The following is a 14,226-nucleotide window of genomic DNA, read 5'->3' as shown; positions in this document are numbered from 1 at the left end:
CTGACATCGGTATGTTTTAACCGCTGTCGGATCGAGTGCTGCGGCGGCTAAACCAGCGTATAGGTCTCGCATACCATTACGATGTTCCAAGCAACCCTCTGTAGGATCGAGCCATTTTCGCAATCAGATTAGGTTGATCCCTGACTGGCCAGGGGAAGCGCCTGGATTGGTGCAGGCCAAACGAGTGAAGGCAGCGGGCTCATGTTGACGACCTCTGCCCAAGCTTCGCAGGTGTCCCTGAAAGCCAGGCAGGAACTTCAACGCCTCTGTATTCTTCCGGCGGGACAATGTGATGCAATTGACTGAGTTCGCGCGCTCGACAACGCTGCAGTGGACTTTGCTGGTGGCGGCGCTGTTCGCGGGCTTTGTCGTTGCGCTGCTTGCCTTCGTCTACTTGAAAACGAAACATGACCTGACGGTTCGATCCGACCGTATGATCGCTTCGCAAATGAGTGTCCTTGCGCATTTGTCATCCGAGCGCAGGCTGGACGCGATCGATGAACATCTGAAGCAGGATCCGTGGCGCATTCGGCTTGCGGCATTATTTGACGCAAACGGCCGCAGGATGTCGGGTAACCTGAACAATCTACCGCCCGATCTCAAGACCGATATCGCCGTACAAAGCACCGTGGTCGACAGGATGGACGAAAGTGGATCGGAAAGACAGGCGGTCCGCCTGATCGCGCGAAGGTTGCCGAATGGTGATGTGCTGGCGATCGGACGAAATATCGACGAAGTCGCCGAGATCGCGCACGTCGTTGGCGGGGCGTTTGCCCTTGGTGTGGTTCCTGCCGTGCTTCTTTGTCTCGCGGTTGGTGTGGTCCTGAGCTCTCGTGCCCGCCAGCGCATTGTCGAGGTCAACGATCGCGTTCAGCGCATCGTAGCCGGCGATCTCCGAGAACGACTGCCGCATCGAAACACCGACGACCCCTTCTCCAGACTTGCGATGATCGTCAATGGCATGCTCGATGAGATGGAGACTCTCATCCAATCCCTTGCGGGTGTCGGCAGTGACATCGCCCATGATCTGCGCACCCCGCTTACCCGTGCGCGGCTGATACTTGAGCGCGGTCGCTCCAATGCCCCGACGCTTGAGCAGCTCCAGGTGGTTGCAGACAGAACGACCGAGGCACTGGATCAGTCATTATCCATCATTACCGCCATTTTGCGACTGACAGAAATCGAGAAAAGTCAGCGATCCGCTGGCTTTGGAAATGTAGCCCTCGCGGAACTCATCCGCGAAGTGGCTGACATGTACGAGCCGATAGCGGAGGATAAGGGGGTTGCTCTTTTGATCAACTCGCCGCACGAACTAACCGTGCATGGCGATCGGGACTTGCTGATCGAGGCTGTCGCCAATCTCGTTGACAATGCTATCAAATATACTCCCGCTGGAGGGCAGGTGGAAATCGGACTAATTCACGGTAACCGTGAAGGTATCGTGCGTGTGAGAGATACCGGTTCCGGCATAAGCGAACGCGAACGTCACGCTGTGCTAGGTCGTTTCTACCGGTCGGATAAAGTACGACACACGTCAGGTTTGGGTCTCGGTCTGAATCTCGTGGCCGCGATTGTAAAGTTGCACGACTTCCGGTTCACGATCCGTGCAGGGTCCGGGTGTGTCGTCGAGATCGGTTGTCCGTCGGTACCAGCGTGAGCAGCGGCAGTACGCTGGGATAAGATGCGGATTCCCGACACCAGTCGGCGCGATCAAGGCAAATTCAGTTCGCGCCCGAAGCCTTCTTCATCCCGCCAGAACGGACAATAGTACTGTAGAATGCTCACGCTGCGGTCACCTGGTCATAGTCCTGTAAGCGGAGCAGACGAGTATGGCGCCGGCATTGACGGCCGTCGCGATGCCCAAGCGCGCAGCCATCCTTGCGTTTGGAATGAGTGATCCTTGGAAAAGCAGAGGGTGACGTGCTCTCCTCTTTTACCTATTCCGCGCTGACAGCTACGTCAAATGTATTGCCATTGACGGTGTGTAGCTTCAATTTGGCCGCCCCATGGATTCCGATGATCGGCACCCTGCTGGTCGCGGGCAATGTGATCGTCGCCATCGCTCCCATCCGCGCCCGCAAGCCGAACAAGCCCGGCGCAAAGCGGTTGTAGGCGAACTCGTTGCTGATCGCGGAAGCTGGCAGGCGGCTGAGCGCTGTACCGTACCACAGCTCGAGCACGCTGCCGTCATGGGATTTCAGCGCCACCGTCATTACATTCGAAAGCGCTGCCGTCGAACGTAAGCGTAGACATCGATGCTCGCCGGTTGATTTGAACCCGATAGGTGAAGAATTGGATCTCGTGCGGGATTTCGGCGTTCCTATGCGTAGTGAAAACCGACCTGTTGTAGTTCGAGCAGCGTCCCGCCCGCGCCGGGGATCAGAACGACGCCATCCACGAGATGATTGGTCAATTCCGCCGCAAGCGCGGCATGAGAGAGCTTGTCGGGGTTGAGGCCGATTTTGATGAGAGCGGCTGCTTGTTCCCAAATCGCATTGTGACAGGACATGAAAACAACGCCGCGCCGCATCAGCGCAGGTATGGAAGTGTCATCGCTTGAGAAGGGCCCCGTCGGATCCTCGTAGTTCGCGGCATCGGCAGCTGTTTCTTTCCGCTCGATGATAAGCGTATTGGTCTTGAACTCGTCACCAGCCAAATTCGTAAGCTGATACTTGTCCCATATGGTCTGATCGTAGAGCGCGAGATCAGCTGTACCATGTGTAACCGAAACAGCGAGGAAATCCGGATGCTTGAACGACCATATCTGCGTGTTGAGTGCATTGCGCATCATGTTGAGCCAGGGTCCTGCGATGTCGGTATTGTCCCATGCCTGTTTGGCGGCAGGCTGGTACGAAAGCACTTCGGTCAATGCTTCGTGATCCCATTGCTCTGGATGGTCCAGGATCATCGGTACGGTCTTGAAATCGCGACGGCGGGGTGCCTGCGCGAGACGCTTCATCAACGCGTCGAGATGCGTGGCACCGGCGGGCACCAATGCCGACTTGGCGGCCGCTGCAGTCGGCTTGACGGCCGACGCAAGACCAATTGCGCCCGTGGCCACGGTCAAAGCGACCGTTCTCAATACGCTCCTTCTTCCGGTGCTGATCATTTGGATGCCTATCTCCGTCGTGACGTCTTTGGTCAGATAGGCTGCGGGCTCGCTCGGGCCATTAAATTCTTTGAACGAGATCAGCGCACGAGCCTGTCGCTCTGCAGCGATTTTTCAAACGTATTTTACTGGCGGCGACACCCCCATTGGGTACCGATGTAACCGTATCATCCAAAAGGAGACCAAGATGAAAAGAGCATTGATTGGGGCTGTCGCCGTCGCCGTCGCAGCCTTTGCAACCCCCGCTTTGGCGCAGGCTGTTATCGAAGACCCCGGCTATTGCGCGCAGTTCTACCCCGACGCAAACTGTCAAAATCTGGGACCGGGCAATCCGTACACCGCGGGCGGTTACTGGGGGCACGGGAACGCCACGGCGCCGGGATACGTCACGCAATCGGCCGATGCACACCGCTATCATGCCGGACCGAAGTTCAACGATTGATGATGTGGGCTCGGTCCCTCCTTGATTGACATGCCTACCTGACGTCCACGATGGCGTGTCGGGCAAGCAAGGCCGTTTTCCAAGACGACATTTGTTGGTCCAGCGCGCCTGCGCACGCCGCCCGTTCACTGGATCAACGGGGAGAGCTGCCGCCAGCTCGCGTGACGCACCGAAGTTGAGTCCGTTTTGTTCCTAAGGTTGAGCGGTTGCTGCGCAGCAGCGAAATGACGCGACGTAGCAACAGCGGACTCGTACTTGCTCCAGTCACCGACGTGTGCGTCAGCGCCGCCCTCGAAGCACAACCCAGATTGGTCGCGGCCGGCCTTCAGAAGCGGAACCGCAACCCAACCGTAGGAGCGATGTTGTTGCGCTGGAGAAAGCCGAAGGCCAATCCACCATTCACTTGCGTGAACATAATCCCGGAATAGAGATCCCACTTTGGTGCAAACCGCCAATCGACACCGGCAGAGATCCCATCGAATGTCCCGGCGCATTGCGGGTGCTCGGTGCCGAAGCAGGGGGCGGGCCCCCCGGCGGCGGTGCCGAAGAAAGAATTCTGGATATAGTGGTAATAGGCGCCGATCACATCCAGATTGTCGGTAACGGCGTACTTGGCTCCGACCCACATGACTTGAAAAGTCTTGTTACCAAGACCGTTCACGCCGAAGGCGGTATTGTTAATATTCGTGTTGTTGAGCACATCGCAGCCCAGACAGAGAAAGGTTCCCGCGATATCGGTAAAAGCGGTCTGCGGATTGCTAGGCGCCATATATCGAATATGTTCGTAACCGGCGTACAGTTTCAGCGGTCCGTTCGTGTATTTGGCTACAAGCATCACGGCTTCATTGTCGGAAATCGTCGCGGTGAGTGTCTGTGGCAAGAACGGGGGTATCGGCACCCCATTGGGGTCATTGCTTCCCGGCGCGAGTGCGAGTGACACGGAATCTCTGACATAGCTGTAAATTGCGTCGACCGAGAGCACACCCTTGCCCCATGTTGGGATATCGCCGCCGGCTTGGAACTGGTATGCGCCATTTGAGGCATTGTTCTGGGCGTAGCCGCCGAACTGCCAAAGGGCCGCTGCCCGAAATCGGCCGACGTTGACCCGATATTTTAGTGATGTCGAGTTTCTACAGTTTTCGGTATTGCCGCCGCCGCAGGTTATCCCCTGAAAGCCGATAGGTGAGAAGGCGTAAGAGGCGCCGAACGGATCGTAGTCGAAGACAGCGTCCAGGGTCAGCGAGTTCTGTCGGAAAACGGTCAGGGTGCCATAAGTCGCAGAGCTGAGGCCGACATAACCTTGGCCATTGTACCACTGACCCGCTCGGCTTGAATCGGAGTAGGCGGTTGCAAAATTTTGGGGGATGCCGGCGTTCGCAGCAACCGATCCCGGTCCATTGGAGAATCGCAAGGAATACGGGTCGAACCCGGCGTCTAGAGCAAAGATAACAGAGACGTCCCCGCCGATCGGCTTGGTTCCTTTGATTCCAATGAATGAGTTGGTCATCGCGTTGGGTGCAGGGCCCCAAAGCGCCGAGTTGTTCTGTTTCTGGATTAAGTATGAGGCTCCGACAGCGGATCGCGGGTCCCACCGCGCGCCGTGGCTCTGCCAGCCGAACCCCGCGTCAATCGCGCCGTAGATCGTGATGCCCTGCCAAGTCAGCTGGCAGTCCGTGGCAATAAAGCCCCAACCGTCGGTGCACGATTTTGACGCGGAAGCCACCGTTGCCGCGGAAGCCCCGGTCGGGACGAGCTCCGCAGCCGACGCCTCGACTCTGCAGGAGGCGCCACCGGCTGCGATAATCACTACAGCAAAAAATGCCGAGCTTTGCATTGCGAGCCTCCGTGGCTCAACATGCACGATCGTAAGCTGGTACGAAATTGGTCGGCAAGAAGTATCAGGCGCCGTATGCAGTGATGCCAGAAAATTCCGGTTGCAGTGGTAGCCGCGCCACACTCATCTCAAGAGGCCCAACGGGCTCCGCGGCGAAGATGCGGTCGTGCGTTGGCCTTATCCGGCGACCGCTTGGAGATTTTGCCAACCCAAACCGCAGGAGAAAATCAATCGCGTCGAGCCACGAGGTGAAGTGGTCAACTGGAAATCAGTGCGCCGCGGCAAGGCAGTCGCCTTCGCCACGGCCATGAGCGTGGTGGTTTCGCGCTTATGACTTTAATCCTCTCGGTGACGGCGATATTCGGTCGGCGTAAGCCCGGTGAATTTGCGAAATGCCCTCGTAAACGAACTCGTTTCGCGAAAGCCAATCCGGGCACCGATCTGCGTCACTGAGAGCGCCGGCTTCTGCAACAGGCCCTTGGCGCGATCCATTCGGCGGGCCATATGGTAGCGATGCGGGGGCGCGCCGAACGATTGCGTGAAGGCACGCGCAAAATGATAGAGGCTCAGATCGACGAGCTCTGCGAGAGCCGCCAGCGAAATCTCCTCCGCGAGATGCTCTTCGATGAACTCGACCACCCGTTTTTGCTGCCATGCTGGTAAGCCGCCGCGAACCGGTCTCGCCGCGGCGGGCGTCGTTCGTTCGAGTCGGAAGAGCTCGTGCATTAACACGTGGCTCAAAGCATCCGCATACTCGCGGCTCCACGGATCGGAATTCCCGACTTCGGCCTTGAGCTTGAGCGCGGTGTCCCAGACGGCTTGATCGAAGAAGAACAGCCGCGGGCTGAGCGCCGGACAGGCCAAGCCGGAACCTCGATCAAACAGCCGATCCGGCAGATCGATATAGATATAAGTGGCGCGCGTCAGCACCCGCGGCCTCTGCCATCCGTAGAACCGATGACCGGCCGGCACGAAGCTGAGCTTGCAATTGAATTCGCGCAAGGTCGATTTTGGTAAACCCTCGATTAGGGTCTCGCCGTCATGCCGTTCTGCGCGTTCGTAAGCGATCAGCAAATGTCGTTGTGCCTGAAAGCCATCTTCGAAAGTCTCGCGCCGGGTAACTCTTACGTTGTCAGCCTGTATCCTGCCCCAATTCGCCAAATGGCGACGTGCGATATCGGGCGGGGAAATCGCGACAATCGGCAGCGGGGACGAAGGAACACCGGCAGTGCCGATTCCACTCATTGTGCTCTCCTGATGCGGGCATTAGCCCTTGTCCTCAGCCAGCATTTTCGACCCACGGGGAATGTTATTGGGATCACGTCGTCTTCATTGCCGCTTTGCGATTGAAAGAGCGTTGTCCATCTTGCGGACGGTCGTTGCGACAGACCGGTTAAAGAGTAAGCCGGTGAATTGTTGGCGCCATTAAATTTTCGTTCAGAGACTAAATTCGCATTTATTTCGAAGCCGGCGTACGCAGTGCTCAAGCGGCAAGCCGGCACGTGCCACATGGTACAGGCCTTTTCACGAAATCTAAGCAAGAAAACTCAATAGCGCGGCAAGTCGAGACAAGGACAACATGCGCTCTTCACCAGCTAGTGGATATGTCGTCGCAAGGTGCGCATCAAAGGATGCGTTGCGCCCAGCCAGGAGCCGCCATGTCCAAACACCAGCCAATCTCTCCTCATGCCATCGCAAGTGCACCCGGGAATTTGCCTGGCCGGCGAGGCGATGCTGCAGCGGTTGTTGAGCAGCCGGTCGTGGGCGAAATCGGCTTTGTCGGCCTTGGTAACATGGGAGCGGCGATGGCCGCGAACCTCGCAGCCAGCGGACGACGGGTGATCGGCTATGTCCGCCGCCCGGACCAGATCGGCAGGCTTGAGGCACTCGGTCTCAGACCGACGACCGATATTGGCGATCTGCTCGACTGCAAGATCGTCATCAGCATGTTGCCGGACGATGATGCCGTACGCGAAGTCGTGTTCGGTCGCAGAGAAATCGGCCTCGAAGGGCTAACCGCGGGTCTGATGCCTGGCGCGATCCATCTGTCGATGAGCACGATTAGCACGGCGGCTGCGTCGCTCCTTGCCAGCGAGCATGCGCGCAACGGGCAGGGCTATGTAGCCGCGCCGGTATTCGGTAATCCGGATGCGGCCAAGGCGCGCCAGTTGTTCATCATCGCCGCTGGCGTTCCCGCCGATGTCGAGCGCTGCCAGCCGATCCTCGACAATCTTGGACAAAGGACATTCGTGGTCGGCGCCGACCCGCAAGACGCCAACCTCATCAAATTGCTCGGCAATATGATGAGCGCGACGGCGCTGGAGATGCTCGGAGAAGTCGTGGCCGTAGTCCGAAAGCGTGGACGGGATCCACAGACTTTCGTCGACATCATGACCGGCACAATGTTCGGCGGGCGCGCGCACAAGATTTACGGTGACAAGATCGCTAGGCAGACCTATGCGCCCGGATTTGTTTTGCCCCTCGTGCTGAAGGACGTGCGCCTGGCGCTTGCGGAAGCAGAGAGGGCGGGCGTCCCGATGCCGTCAGTTGGCGTGGTCAGGGACCGGTTGATCACGGGAATCGCGCGTGGTTACGGCGACCTCGACTGGACCGCGCTCGCGCTCATCGCCGAGGAAGAGGCGGGGCTCTACACCATACCCTCAGTGAATCCCGACTGAGTCTGGGCGTTGTCCGCCGCTCACACTCGCAAAGGCACACGCATTCGAAGAAGGAACAGCATCATGACCGACCAAGCGGACGCTCTCCAAACGAGAATGGAGTTGACAGGCATTCCCCGTACGTCGCTCAGGGTATCGCCGGTCGCAATCGGTACTTGGGCGATCGGCGGGTGGATGTGGGGCGGAACCGACGAAGCCGAATCCATCGCTACCATCCGGGCCGCCTTCGAGCACGGCATCAACCTCGTTGATACGGCCCCGGTCTATGGATTTGGCCGCTCCGAAGAAATCGTAGGCAGGGCGATCGACGAAAGCGGACTGCGCTCCAAAGTGCTGATTGCGACCAAAGCCGGACTTCAATGGGAAGGTGGAAAGGTATCACGCAACGCCAGCCGCACCCGCATCATGTGGGAGGTTGAAGAGTCCTTGCGTAGGCTTCGGACCAACTACATTGACATCTATCAGGTTCACTGGCCCGATCCGCTGATTACGATCGAAGAGACCGCGGACGCAATGCACACCCTGTTCGCGCAAGGGAAGATTCGCGCCATCGGCGTGAGCAACTTCTCGGTCCTCCAGATGGAGCGGTTTCGACGCATCGCGCCGCTGCACGTGCTGCAGCCGCCCTACAATCTGTTCGAACGCGGAATCGAGAGCGACCTTCTGCCCTATTGCCGGAGGAACAGGATCGCGATGCTGGGATATGGAGCGCTGTGCCGTGGCCTGCTATCGGGACGAATGCGGGCAGGTGCGGTTTTCGGTGGCGACGATCTGAGGCGCACCGATCCAAAGTTCCAGGAACCGCGTTTCGCACAGTACCTGGCTGCCGTGACCAGGCTCGATCGCCTCGCGCAACGCTTCGGCAAACGCGTCATTCATCTGGCGGTCCGCTGGATGCTCGATCGGGGCATTACCACGGCGCTGTGGGGTGCGCGCCATCCTGATCAGTTGCGGCCCGTTGACGAGGTGACTGGCTGGTCGCTCGATGCCGCCGCCAAGGCCGAAATTGAACGGATCTTGCGCGAAACCATCACCGATCCGGTCGGTCCGGAATTCATGGCTCCCCCGTCAGGCAGTGCTGCAGCGTGACGCGACGCAACTTGCCCAGGCTGTATCTCGTACCGGAGGAACGATCGCTTCTCGGCCATGCTCGATGCATTCGCCGAGAGCAATAGCCGCATCAATTTCTGATCGCGGATTAACGGCGAATTTAATGGCTCACGGTTGGGCCATGACTACGTTCGGGTTCGTTGATCTGGTTTTGGGCAGGAAATGACGATGGATATCACAGCGCTTCTTCTCTCCAGGATTCAATTCGCCTTTACCATCACGTTCCATATTATCTTTCCGTCCTTCACGATCGGCCTTGCGGCCTGGCTCACCGTCCTTGAAGCCTTGTCGTTTGCGACGGGTCGTCCGGTCTATCGCGGAATCTTCGAATTTTGGCTGAAGATATTCGGGGTGGCGTTCGGGATGGGCGTCGTATCCGGGATCGTGATGGCTTTCCAGTTCGGCACCAACTGGAGCGTGCTATCCAGAATGTCCGGGCCGATTCAGGGTCCGCTCCTGATGTATGAGACCTTTTGGGCGTTCATGCTCGAGGCTAGTTTCTTCGGGGTACTCATCTTTGGCCGTAGCCGCGTGCCGCCATGGTTCTATCTATTTTCAACCGCGATGGTGGCGCTGGGGACTACGTTTTCCGCGTTCTTTATCATGGCCAACAACAGCTGGATGCAGGTGCCAACAGGCTATGTCCTGGAAAACGGCGTCTTTGCTCCAAACGACTGGACCAAGATCCTCTTCAATTCGGTAGTGTGGTCGCGATTTCCGCACATGCTGCTTGCCGCCTATCTTACGGGCGCTTTCTGCGTGGCCGCGACCGGCGCGTGGTACATGCTGCGGAAGATATATCACGCCGAGGCGCGGATCATGCTGCGCATGGGGCTTGGTCTCGCTGCCGTGCTGATGCCGATTCAGTTGTTCTTCGGGCATCTAAACGGCATCTATGTCAACACCTATCAGCCTTCCAAGATGGCTGCGATCGAGGGACGCTGGAATGATGAACAGCCGGGGTCTGAAGTGCTGTTCGCATGGCCGGATGTGAAGAACCGGCGCAACCTTTTCGCGATTACGCTGCCATCTCCTTTCGGCAGCCTGATTGACTCCGATAGTCTCACTGCGAAGGAGACAGGACTCAACAGCATTCCTCCGGAGAACTGGCCGCCGGTGGTCATCCCGTTCTTCGCATTCCGGCTCATGGTCGGATGTGGTCTCTTGATGCTGGGGCTCGCCTGGTTCGGCAGCTATCTGAGTTACAGGCATCGCCTCGCGTACAATCGCCCGCTGCTCTGGCTGACGTTCCTGAGCTTTCCACTGCCCTTCGTCGCGATCATCACCGGCTGGTTCACCGCTGAAGTCGGCCGCCAGCCCTGGGTGGTCTATGGCGTGCTGCGAACCGCAGATGCCATGACGCCATTCCTGACCGCGCGGCAGGCGACGATCTCGCTGGTGATCTTCTGTGCGGTCTACGCCTTCATCTTCCTGTTCGGCACATTTTACATTTATCGGCTGATCCGCACCGGACCGGCCCGAAAGCAGTTCGGAGTTCCGCATCTCGCGGTTCCGAACCGGCCGATGTCGCTGGCCGACGAAGAACTCATTGAAGAGCCCAGCCACCTCGTTGCCGGAGAATAGCCATGGTCATGTTCTGGGTCTCGCTTCTGGCCATCAGCGTCCTGCTCTATGTGCTGCTCGACGGCGTCGATCTCGGGGTCGGCTTGCTGTTCGGACTGGCACGCGGGGACGCCAGGCGTGGCGCGATGCTGAGCTCGGTCGCGCCGATCTGGGACGGCAACGAGACCTGGCTGGTAGTCACCGCGGTTATTCTGTGGGGAGCCTTCCCGATCGTCTATGCGAATTTGCTCTCAGCATTTTATCTCCCTCTCATTGCCATGCTACTGGGCCTGATCCTGCGCGGCGTGGCGTTCGAGTTTCGCTACAAGACGCAACGGCTGCGCTGGATCTGGGATTTGAGCTTTGCCGGCGGCTCGCTGATTGCGACGTTCATCCAGGGACTGACGGTTGGCGCGCTGGTGGAAGGACTGCCGTTCACGAACGGCCAGTATTCCGGCGGCGAGGTGGGCTGGCTGACGCCGTTTGCGGTCCTTTGCGGCATCGGCCTGTGCCTTGGCTACGCGCTTCTTGGCGCTTGCTGGCTGATCAGGAAATGCGAGGGCGAGGTTCGCGACGTTGCCCGCCGCCAAATTCCCGTACTCGCGGTCGGCGTACTGGCGTTCCTGGTGATTGTGTTCGCTTACGCCCTGGCCGAAAATCTTCCAATCCTGCAACGCTGGATCGACCGGCCATATCTGTTCGTATTCCCGGCGATTGGCGCGATCTCGGCGACAGTGCTCGCGCTCAGTATCCTGAACCACAACGACTACTTGCCGTTCCACATGGTCGCGCTGATCTTCATGTCGGCGTTCGGCACGCTGGCGCTGTCCTTCTGGCCCTACATGATCCCCTCCGTCATCACCGTCGACCAGGCTGCCGCACCGCAATCCAGTCTGGTGTTCATGTTCTGGGGCTGCGGGGCGATCGTCTTTCCGCTGATGCTGATCTACACGCTGGTCAGCTACAGCGTCTTCCGGGGAAAAGTCCGGCCGGGCGGCCGGTACGGGCACTAGTTTGTCCTCATGGCGATCGCGCGAAATGCGGGAATGCTGCCGGCCGTGCTCAGCGTTATCGCGGGGAGTGTGGACGCAATCAGCTTTCTCGGACTTGGGGGCCTGTTCACCGCCCACGTTACAGGCAATCTTGTCGTCCTTGTCGCACATCTGGCCACCGGCGGCCACGCGCCAGTAGCGAACATTCTATCAGTCCCCGTCTTCGTGGCGGCGCTCGGGTTGAGCAGATTGCTGGCCGGCGGTCTGGAGAGGATCGGATTCGCCTCATTACGATCGCTCCTTGTGCTGCAGCTGTCATTGCTCGCCGGCTTCTTCGCCCTGTGTGCTTTAGCCGGTGCGAGCGTGGACCCGCAGGCAACGAAGGCGATCGTTGCGGGAATGCTCGGCGTCTCGGCGATGGCCGTGCAAAACGCACTCGTTCAGATCTCGCTGAAAGGCGTGCCGTCGACCGCGGTCATGACAACCAATATCACACGTTTCGTGATGGACATCGGTGAGGTGACGTTCGGCCGCAAGCCGTCCAACGCCGCCAGGGCGCGCGACCGAGCGATGCTGACCTGGCCAGCGATCGTCGGTTTTGCCATTGGTTGCGGCCTGGGAGCGATATGCGAGGCGGCAATTGGCCTCAGGTCCCTGGCTTTGCCTGTAGGGCTCGCGGTGCTCGCAGTGGCGATGGGGACGAACACCGATATCGAGAAAAGTGAGGCCCAATGAGCCATCAAGCAACGCTCGTGGCGAGCTGTCTTACGCCGTACCGCTTCTCGAACTCCAGCACGTCGACGATGCCTCGGCGATGGGTGCCATCGCCGATCTTGCGCTCGCCGTCCCAGGCCTCGACGTCGAAGACGACGCTCTTTGGGTCGATCTGGACGACTCGAGAGAAGGCACGGACCTTGCGGCCGACCGGAGTCGCGGCGAGGTGACGAACTTTCACGTCCATGCCGACGCTGACAAAGCCTTCTGGCAGATGCGCCGCTATAGCGGAGCCTGACGCCATTCCTATGTGCAGGATCATCATCGGCGTGGCATAGACCTGCGGCATGTTCGCGACGAAATAACCGACGGTCATCTCCGAGGTCACGGTGACAATATGCTCCGCTGTCATACCGAGCCTGACGTTGTCGAGTGCGTCCATATCTTTCTTTCCCACGGTTCCCATGCCGTAGAAGGACCTTGGCCATGTCGGGCGCACGCGAACACTGGTTTCCTCGATCTACGATTTCGGCATTATGCCCGGAGCGTTGTCCGGCCATTTCGCGATGGTCGCTTCGTCTACGTTCAGATGCTGGGCGACCAGCGCCGGCGGCGTGTGTGTCAACCAGTCGGAAAGAGAGATCTCCTCGTAGCGGGGCGCCCTGAACACCCCGATGAACTCCAGATCTGTATCGCCGACATTCTCGACATAGTGTCCCAGATTGCGCTTGACGTAGCCAATATCTCCCGCGTTGAAATCCATCGTCATCGCGTTCGGTCCAGTATTGAACACCGTCATGCGTGCCTTGCCCTTGATGTAGTACTGCCATTCGTCGGCGTTCGGATGCCAGTGCATCTCTCGCACGCCGCCGGGACGAACCGTGATCAGCGCGGCCGCGACTGTCGTCGAAACCGTGAAGTTGTTGCTGTCGGCAACGCGCACGTCGCCGCCCCTAGACTCTTTCGTCGGAGCTGACGCTGCAAGCCGGAAGATGAATGGATGGGGCGGAACGCGTCCGGCTTTACTGACAGCAACGCGATCCGCTGCCAAATCGCCGGGCAGCTTCCCCTGGAAGATCCAGAGGTTTTGCAGCGGGATCTCGGCGAAAGTCTCAGCCGGAACGCCAAAATTCTTGGCAAGCACCTCCGGAGGCGTATGGGCGAACCAGTCGGTCACCAGCAGCGTATTGAACTCGCTGGCGTCGCCGTCGTCAAAGCAGATCACGAATTCGCAGCCGTCCGGGCCGAGACCCTGCAGCGAATGTGGCTGACCGGCCGGAAAATACCAGAGGTCACCCTCATTGACGTCGGCAACGTATGGCCGGCCAAGGGCGTCGAGAACCGTTACGCGGCAACTGCCGTAGGTCATGATCGCCCACTCGGCGGCCTGGTGCCAGTGCAATTCCCTGATGCCGCCGGCCGTCAGCCGCATGTTGACGCCAGTGATGGTGTCCGAGATCGCGAAATCCTTCTGGGTTACCTGGCGCGCCCAACCGCCGTTCTGGATGCGCCTTGGCGCGTTGTTGAAAGAGGCCCAGTCCATCGGCATACCACCGACATCGGTTGCCGGAGGAAACTGCGCTGAAGGAAACTGGCTGCCGATGGCCTCGTTTTGCGGGCCGGGATCCCTGAGATTACCCGGGCCTTTGGCGTTGACCGCGCCTTGTGGCGGCTGGTCCGGATTGCCGAAAGAGGCAGCGTGCGCCGTACTTGCAGTCATCGCAGCGCCCGCAGCGGACACGACCAACATATCCCGTCTCGAAAACATGTAACCTCTCTTGGCT

General features: G+C 59.0%; 13 protein-coding genes. 7 read left to right on the top strand and 6 right to left on the bottom strand.

What is annotated here, in order from left to right:
* The first annotated feature begins 292 nt into the window (after positions 1-292).
* Positions 293-1,657 carry a sensor histidine kinase gene (locus J6497_RS19425; protein WP_225705874.1) on the top strand — a complete coding sequence of 455 codons (1,365 nt, stop codon included), beginning with the start codon at positions 293-295 and terminating at the stop codon, positions 1,655-1,657.
* Positions 1,658-1,937: 280 nt separating this feature from the next.
* Here the strand turns inward: J6497_RS19425 and J6497_RS19420 are convergent, their stop codons facing one another.
* Positions 1,938-2,207, bottom strand: a complete 270-nt coding sequence (locus tag J6497_RS19420) for a hypothetical protein (protein ID WP_376708233.1) — start codon at positions 2,205-2,207, stop codon at positions 1,938-1,940.
* A gap of 113 nt (positions 2,208-2,320) precedes the next feature.
* On the bottom strand, positions 2,321-3,109 hold the full coding sequence (gene tetH / locus J6497_RS19415; protein ID WP_225705872.1) for a thiosulfate dehydrogenase: 789 nt from the start codon (positions 3,107-3,109) through the stop codon (positions 2,321-2,323).
* Positions 3,110-3,296: 187 nt separating this feature from the next.
* Here tetH and J6497_RS19410 point away from each other — a divergent pair, with 187 nt between their 5' ends.
* Positions 3,297-3,551: a hypothetical protein gene (locus J6497_RS19410; protein WP_225705871.1), complete on the top strand. Its 255-nt coding sequence runs from the start codon at positions 3,297-3,299 to the stop codon at positions 3,549-3,551.
* Positions 3,552-3,876: 325 nt separating this feature from the next.
* On the opposite strand, the gene J6497_RS19405 is transcribed toward J6497_RS19410, so the two are convergent.
* Together J6497_RS19405 and J6497_RS19400 are read right to left on the bottom strand one after the other, a co-directional pair.
* Positions 3,877-5,385: a porin gene (locus J6497_RS19405; RefSeq protein WP_225705870.1), complete on the bottom strand. Its 1,509-nt coding sequence runs from the start codon at positions 5,383-5,385 to the stop codon at positions 3,877-3,879.
* A gap of 336 nt (positions 5,386-5,721) precedes the next feature.
* Positions 5,722-6,630: a helix-turn-helix domain-containing protein gene (locus J6497_RS19400; RefSeq protein ID WP_225705869.1), complete on the bottom strand. Its 909-nt coding sequence runs from the start codon at positions 6,628-6,630 to the stop codon at positions 5,722-5,724.
* Positions 6,631-7,043: 413 nt separating this feature from the next.
* On the opposite strand from J6497_RS19400, the gene J6497_RS19395 reads away from it, so the two are divergent.
* The 5 genes from J6497_RS19395 (at position 7,044) to J6497_RS19375 (ending at position 12,463) form a co-directional block, all read left to right on the top strand.
* A complete protein-coding gene (locus J6497_RS19395; protein WP_225705868.1) occupies positions 7,044-8,063 on the top strand; it encodes an NAD(P)-dependent oxidoreductase in 1,020 nt (339 codons plus the stop codon).
* Between the two features lie 63 nt (positions 8,064-8,126).
* Positions 8,127-9,152 (top strand): aldo/keto reductase, encoded by a 1,026-nt coding sequence (locus J6497_RS19390; protein WP_283844568.1) that lies wholly within the window; start codon positions 8,127-8,129, stop codon positions 9,150-9,152.
* Between the two features lie 189 nt (positions 9,153-9,341).
* Positions 9,342-10,757: a cytochrome ubiquinol oxidase subunit I gene (locus J6497_RS19385; protein WP_225705867.1), complete on the top strand. Its 1,416-nt coding sequence runs from the start codon at positions 9,342-9,344 to the stop codon at positions 10,755-10,757.
* 2 nt (positions 10,758-10,759) lie between these two features.
* Positions 10,760-11,749 (top strand): cytochrome d ubiquinol oxidase subunit II, encoded by a 990-nt coding sequence (cydB, locus tag J6497_RS19380; protein ID WP_225705866.1) that lies wholly within the window; start codon positions 10,760-10,762, stop codon positions 11,747-11,749.
* A gap of 33 nt (positions 11,750-11,782) precedes the next feature.
* Complete coding sequence (locus tag J6497_RS19375) at positions 11,783-12,463, top strand: YoaK family protein (protein WP_225705865.1); 681 nt, start codon at positions 11,783-11,785, stop codon at positions 12,461-12,463.
* A gap of 4 nt (positions 12,464-12,467) precedes the next feature.
* Here the strand turns inward: J6497_RS19375 and J6497_RS19370 are convergent, their stop codons facing one another.
* Together J6497_RS19370 and J6497_RS19365 are read right to left on the bottom strand one after the other, a co-directional pair.
* Positions 12,468-12,884, bottom strand: coding sequence for a thioesterase family protein (locus tag J6497_RS19370; RefSeq protein WP_225705864.1), 417 nt, complete (start codon positions 12,882-12,884; stop codon positions 12,468-12,470).
* 78 nt (positions 12,885-12,962) lie between these two features.
* Positions 12,963-14,210: an oxalate decarboxylase family bicupin gene (locus tag J6497_RS19365; RefSeq protein WP_225705863.1), complete on the bottom strand. Its 1,248-nt coding sequence runs from the start codon at positions 14,208-14,210 to the stop codon at positions 12,963-12,965.
* Positions 14,211-14,226 lie beyond the last annotated feature (16 nt).

This window comes from Bradyrhizobium cenepequi (assembly GCF_020329485.1).
GTDB classification, from domain to species: Bacteria; Pseudomonadota; Alphaproteobacteria; order Rhizobiales; family Xanthobacteraceae; genus Bradyrhizobium; species Bradyrhizobium cenepequi.
The sequence above is the reverse complement of the archived record's forward strand: the minus strand, read 5'-3'. Positions and strand labels throughout refer to the sequence as shown.

Bases quoted from the DNA above. Each gene is read 5' to 3' on its own strand.
- J6497_RS19425 (WP_225705874.1), top strand. From the start codon at position 293: ATGCAATTGACTGAGTTCGCGCGCTCGACAACGCTGCAGTGGACTTTG.
- tetH (WP_225705872.1), bottom strand. From the start codon at position 3,109: ATGATCAGCACCGGAAGAAGGAGCGTATTGAGAACGGTCGCTTTGACC.
- J6497_RS19410 (WP_225705871.1), top strand. From the start codon at position 3,297: ATGAAAAGAGCATTGATTGGGGCTGTCGCCGTCGCCGTCGCAGCCTTT.
- J6497_RS19405 (WP_225705870.1), bottom strand. From the start codon at position 5,385: ATGCAAAGCTCGGCATTTTTTGCTGTAGTGATTATCGCAGCCGGTGGC.
- J6497_RS19400 (WP_225705869.1), bottom strand. From the start codon at position 6,630: ATGAGTGGAATCGGCACTGCCGGTGTTCCTTCGTCCCCGCTGCCGATT.
- J6497_RS19395 (WP_225705868.1), top strand. From the start codon at position 7,044: ATGTCCAAACACCAGCCAATCTCTCCTCATGCCATCGCAAGTGCACCC.
- J6497_RS19390 (WP_283844568.1), top strand. From the start codon at position 8,127: ATGACCGACCAAGCGGACGCTCTCCAAACGAGAATGGAGTTGACAGGC.
- J6497_RS19385 (WP_225705867.1), top strand. From the start codon at position 9,342: ATGGATATCACAGCGCTTCTTCTCTCCAGGATTCAATTCGCCTTTACC.
- cydB (WP_225705866.1), top strand. From the start codon at position 10,760: ATGGTCATGTTCTGGGTCTCGCTTCTGGCCATCAGCGTCCTGCTCTAT.
- J6497_RS19375 (WP_225705865.1), top strand. From the start codon at position 11,783: ATGCTGCCGGCCGTGCTCAGCGTTATCGCGGGGAGTGTGGACGCAATC.
- J6497_RS19370 (WP_225705864.1), bottom strand. From the start codon at position 12,884: ATGGACGCACTCGACAACGTCAGGCTCGGTATGACAGCGGAGCATATT.
- J6497_RS19365 (WP_225705863.1), bottom strand. From the start codon at position 14,210: ATGTTTTCGAGACGGGATATGTTGGTCGTGTCCGCTGCGGGCGCTGCG.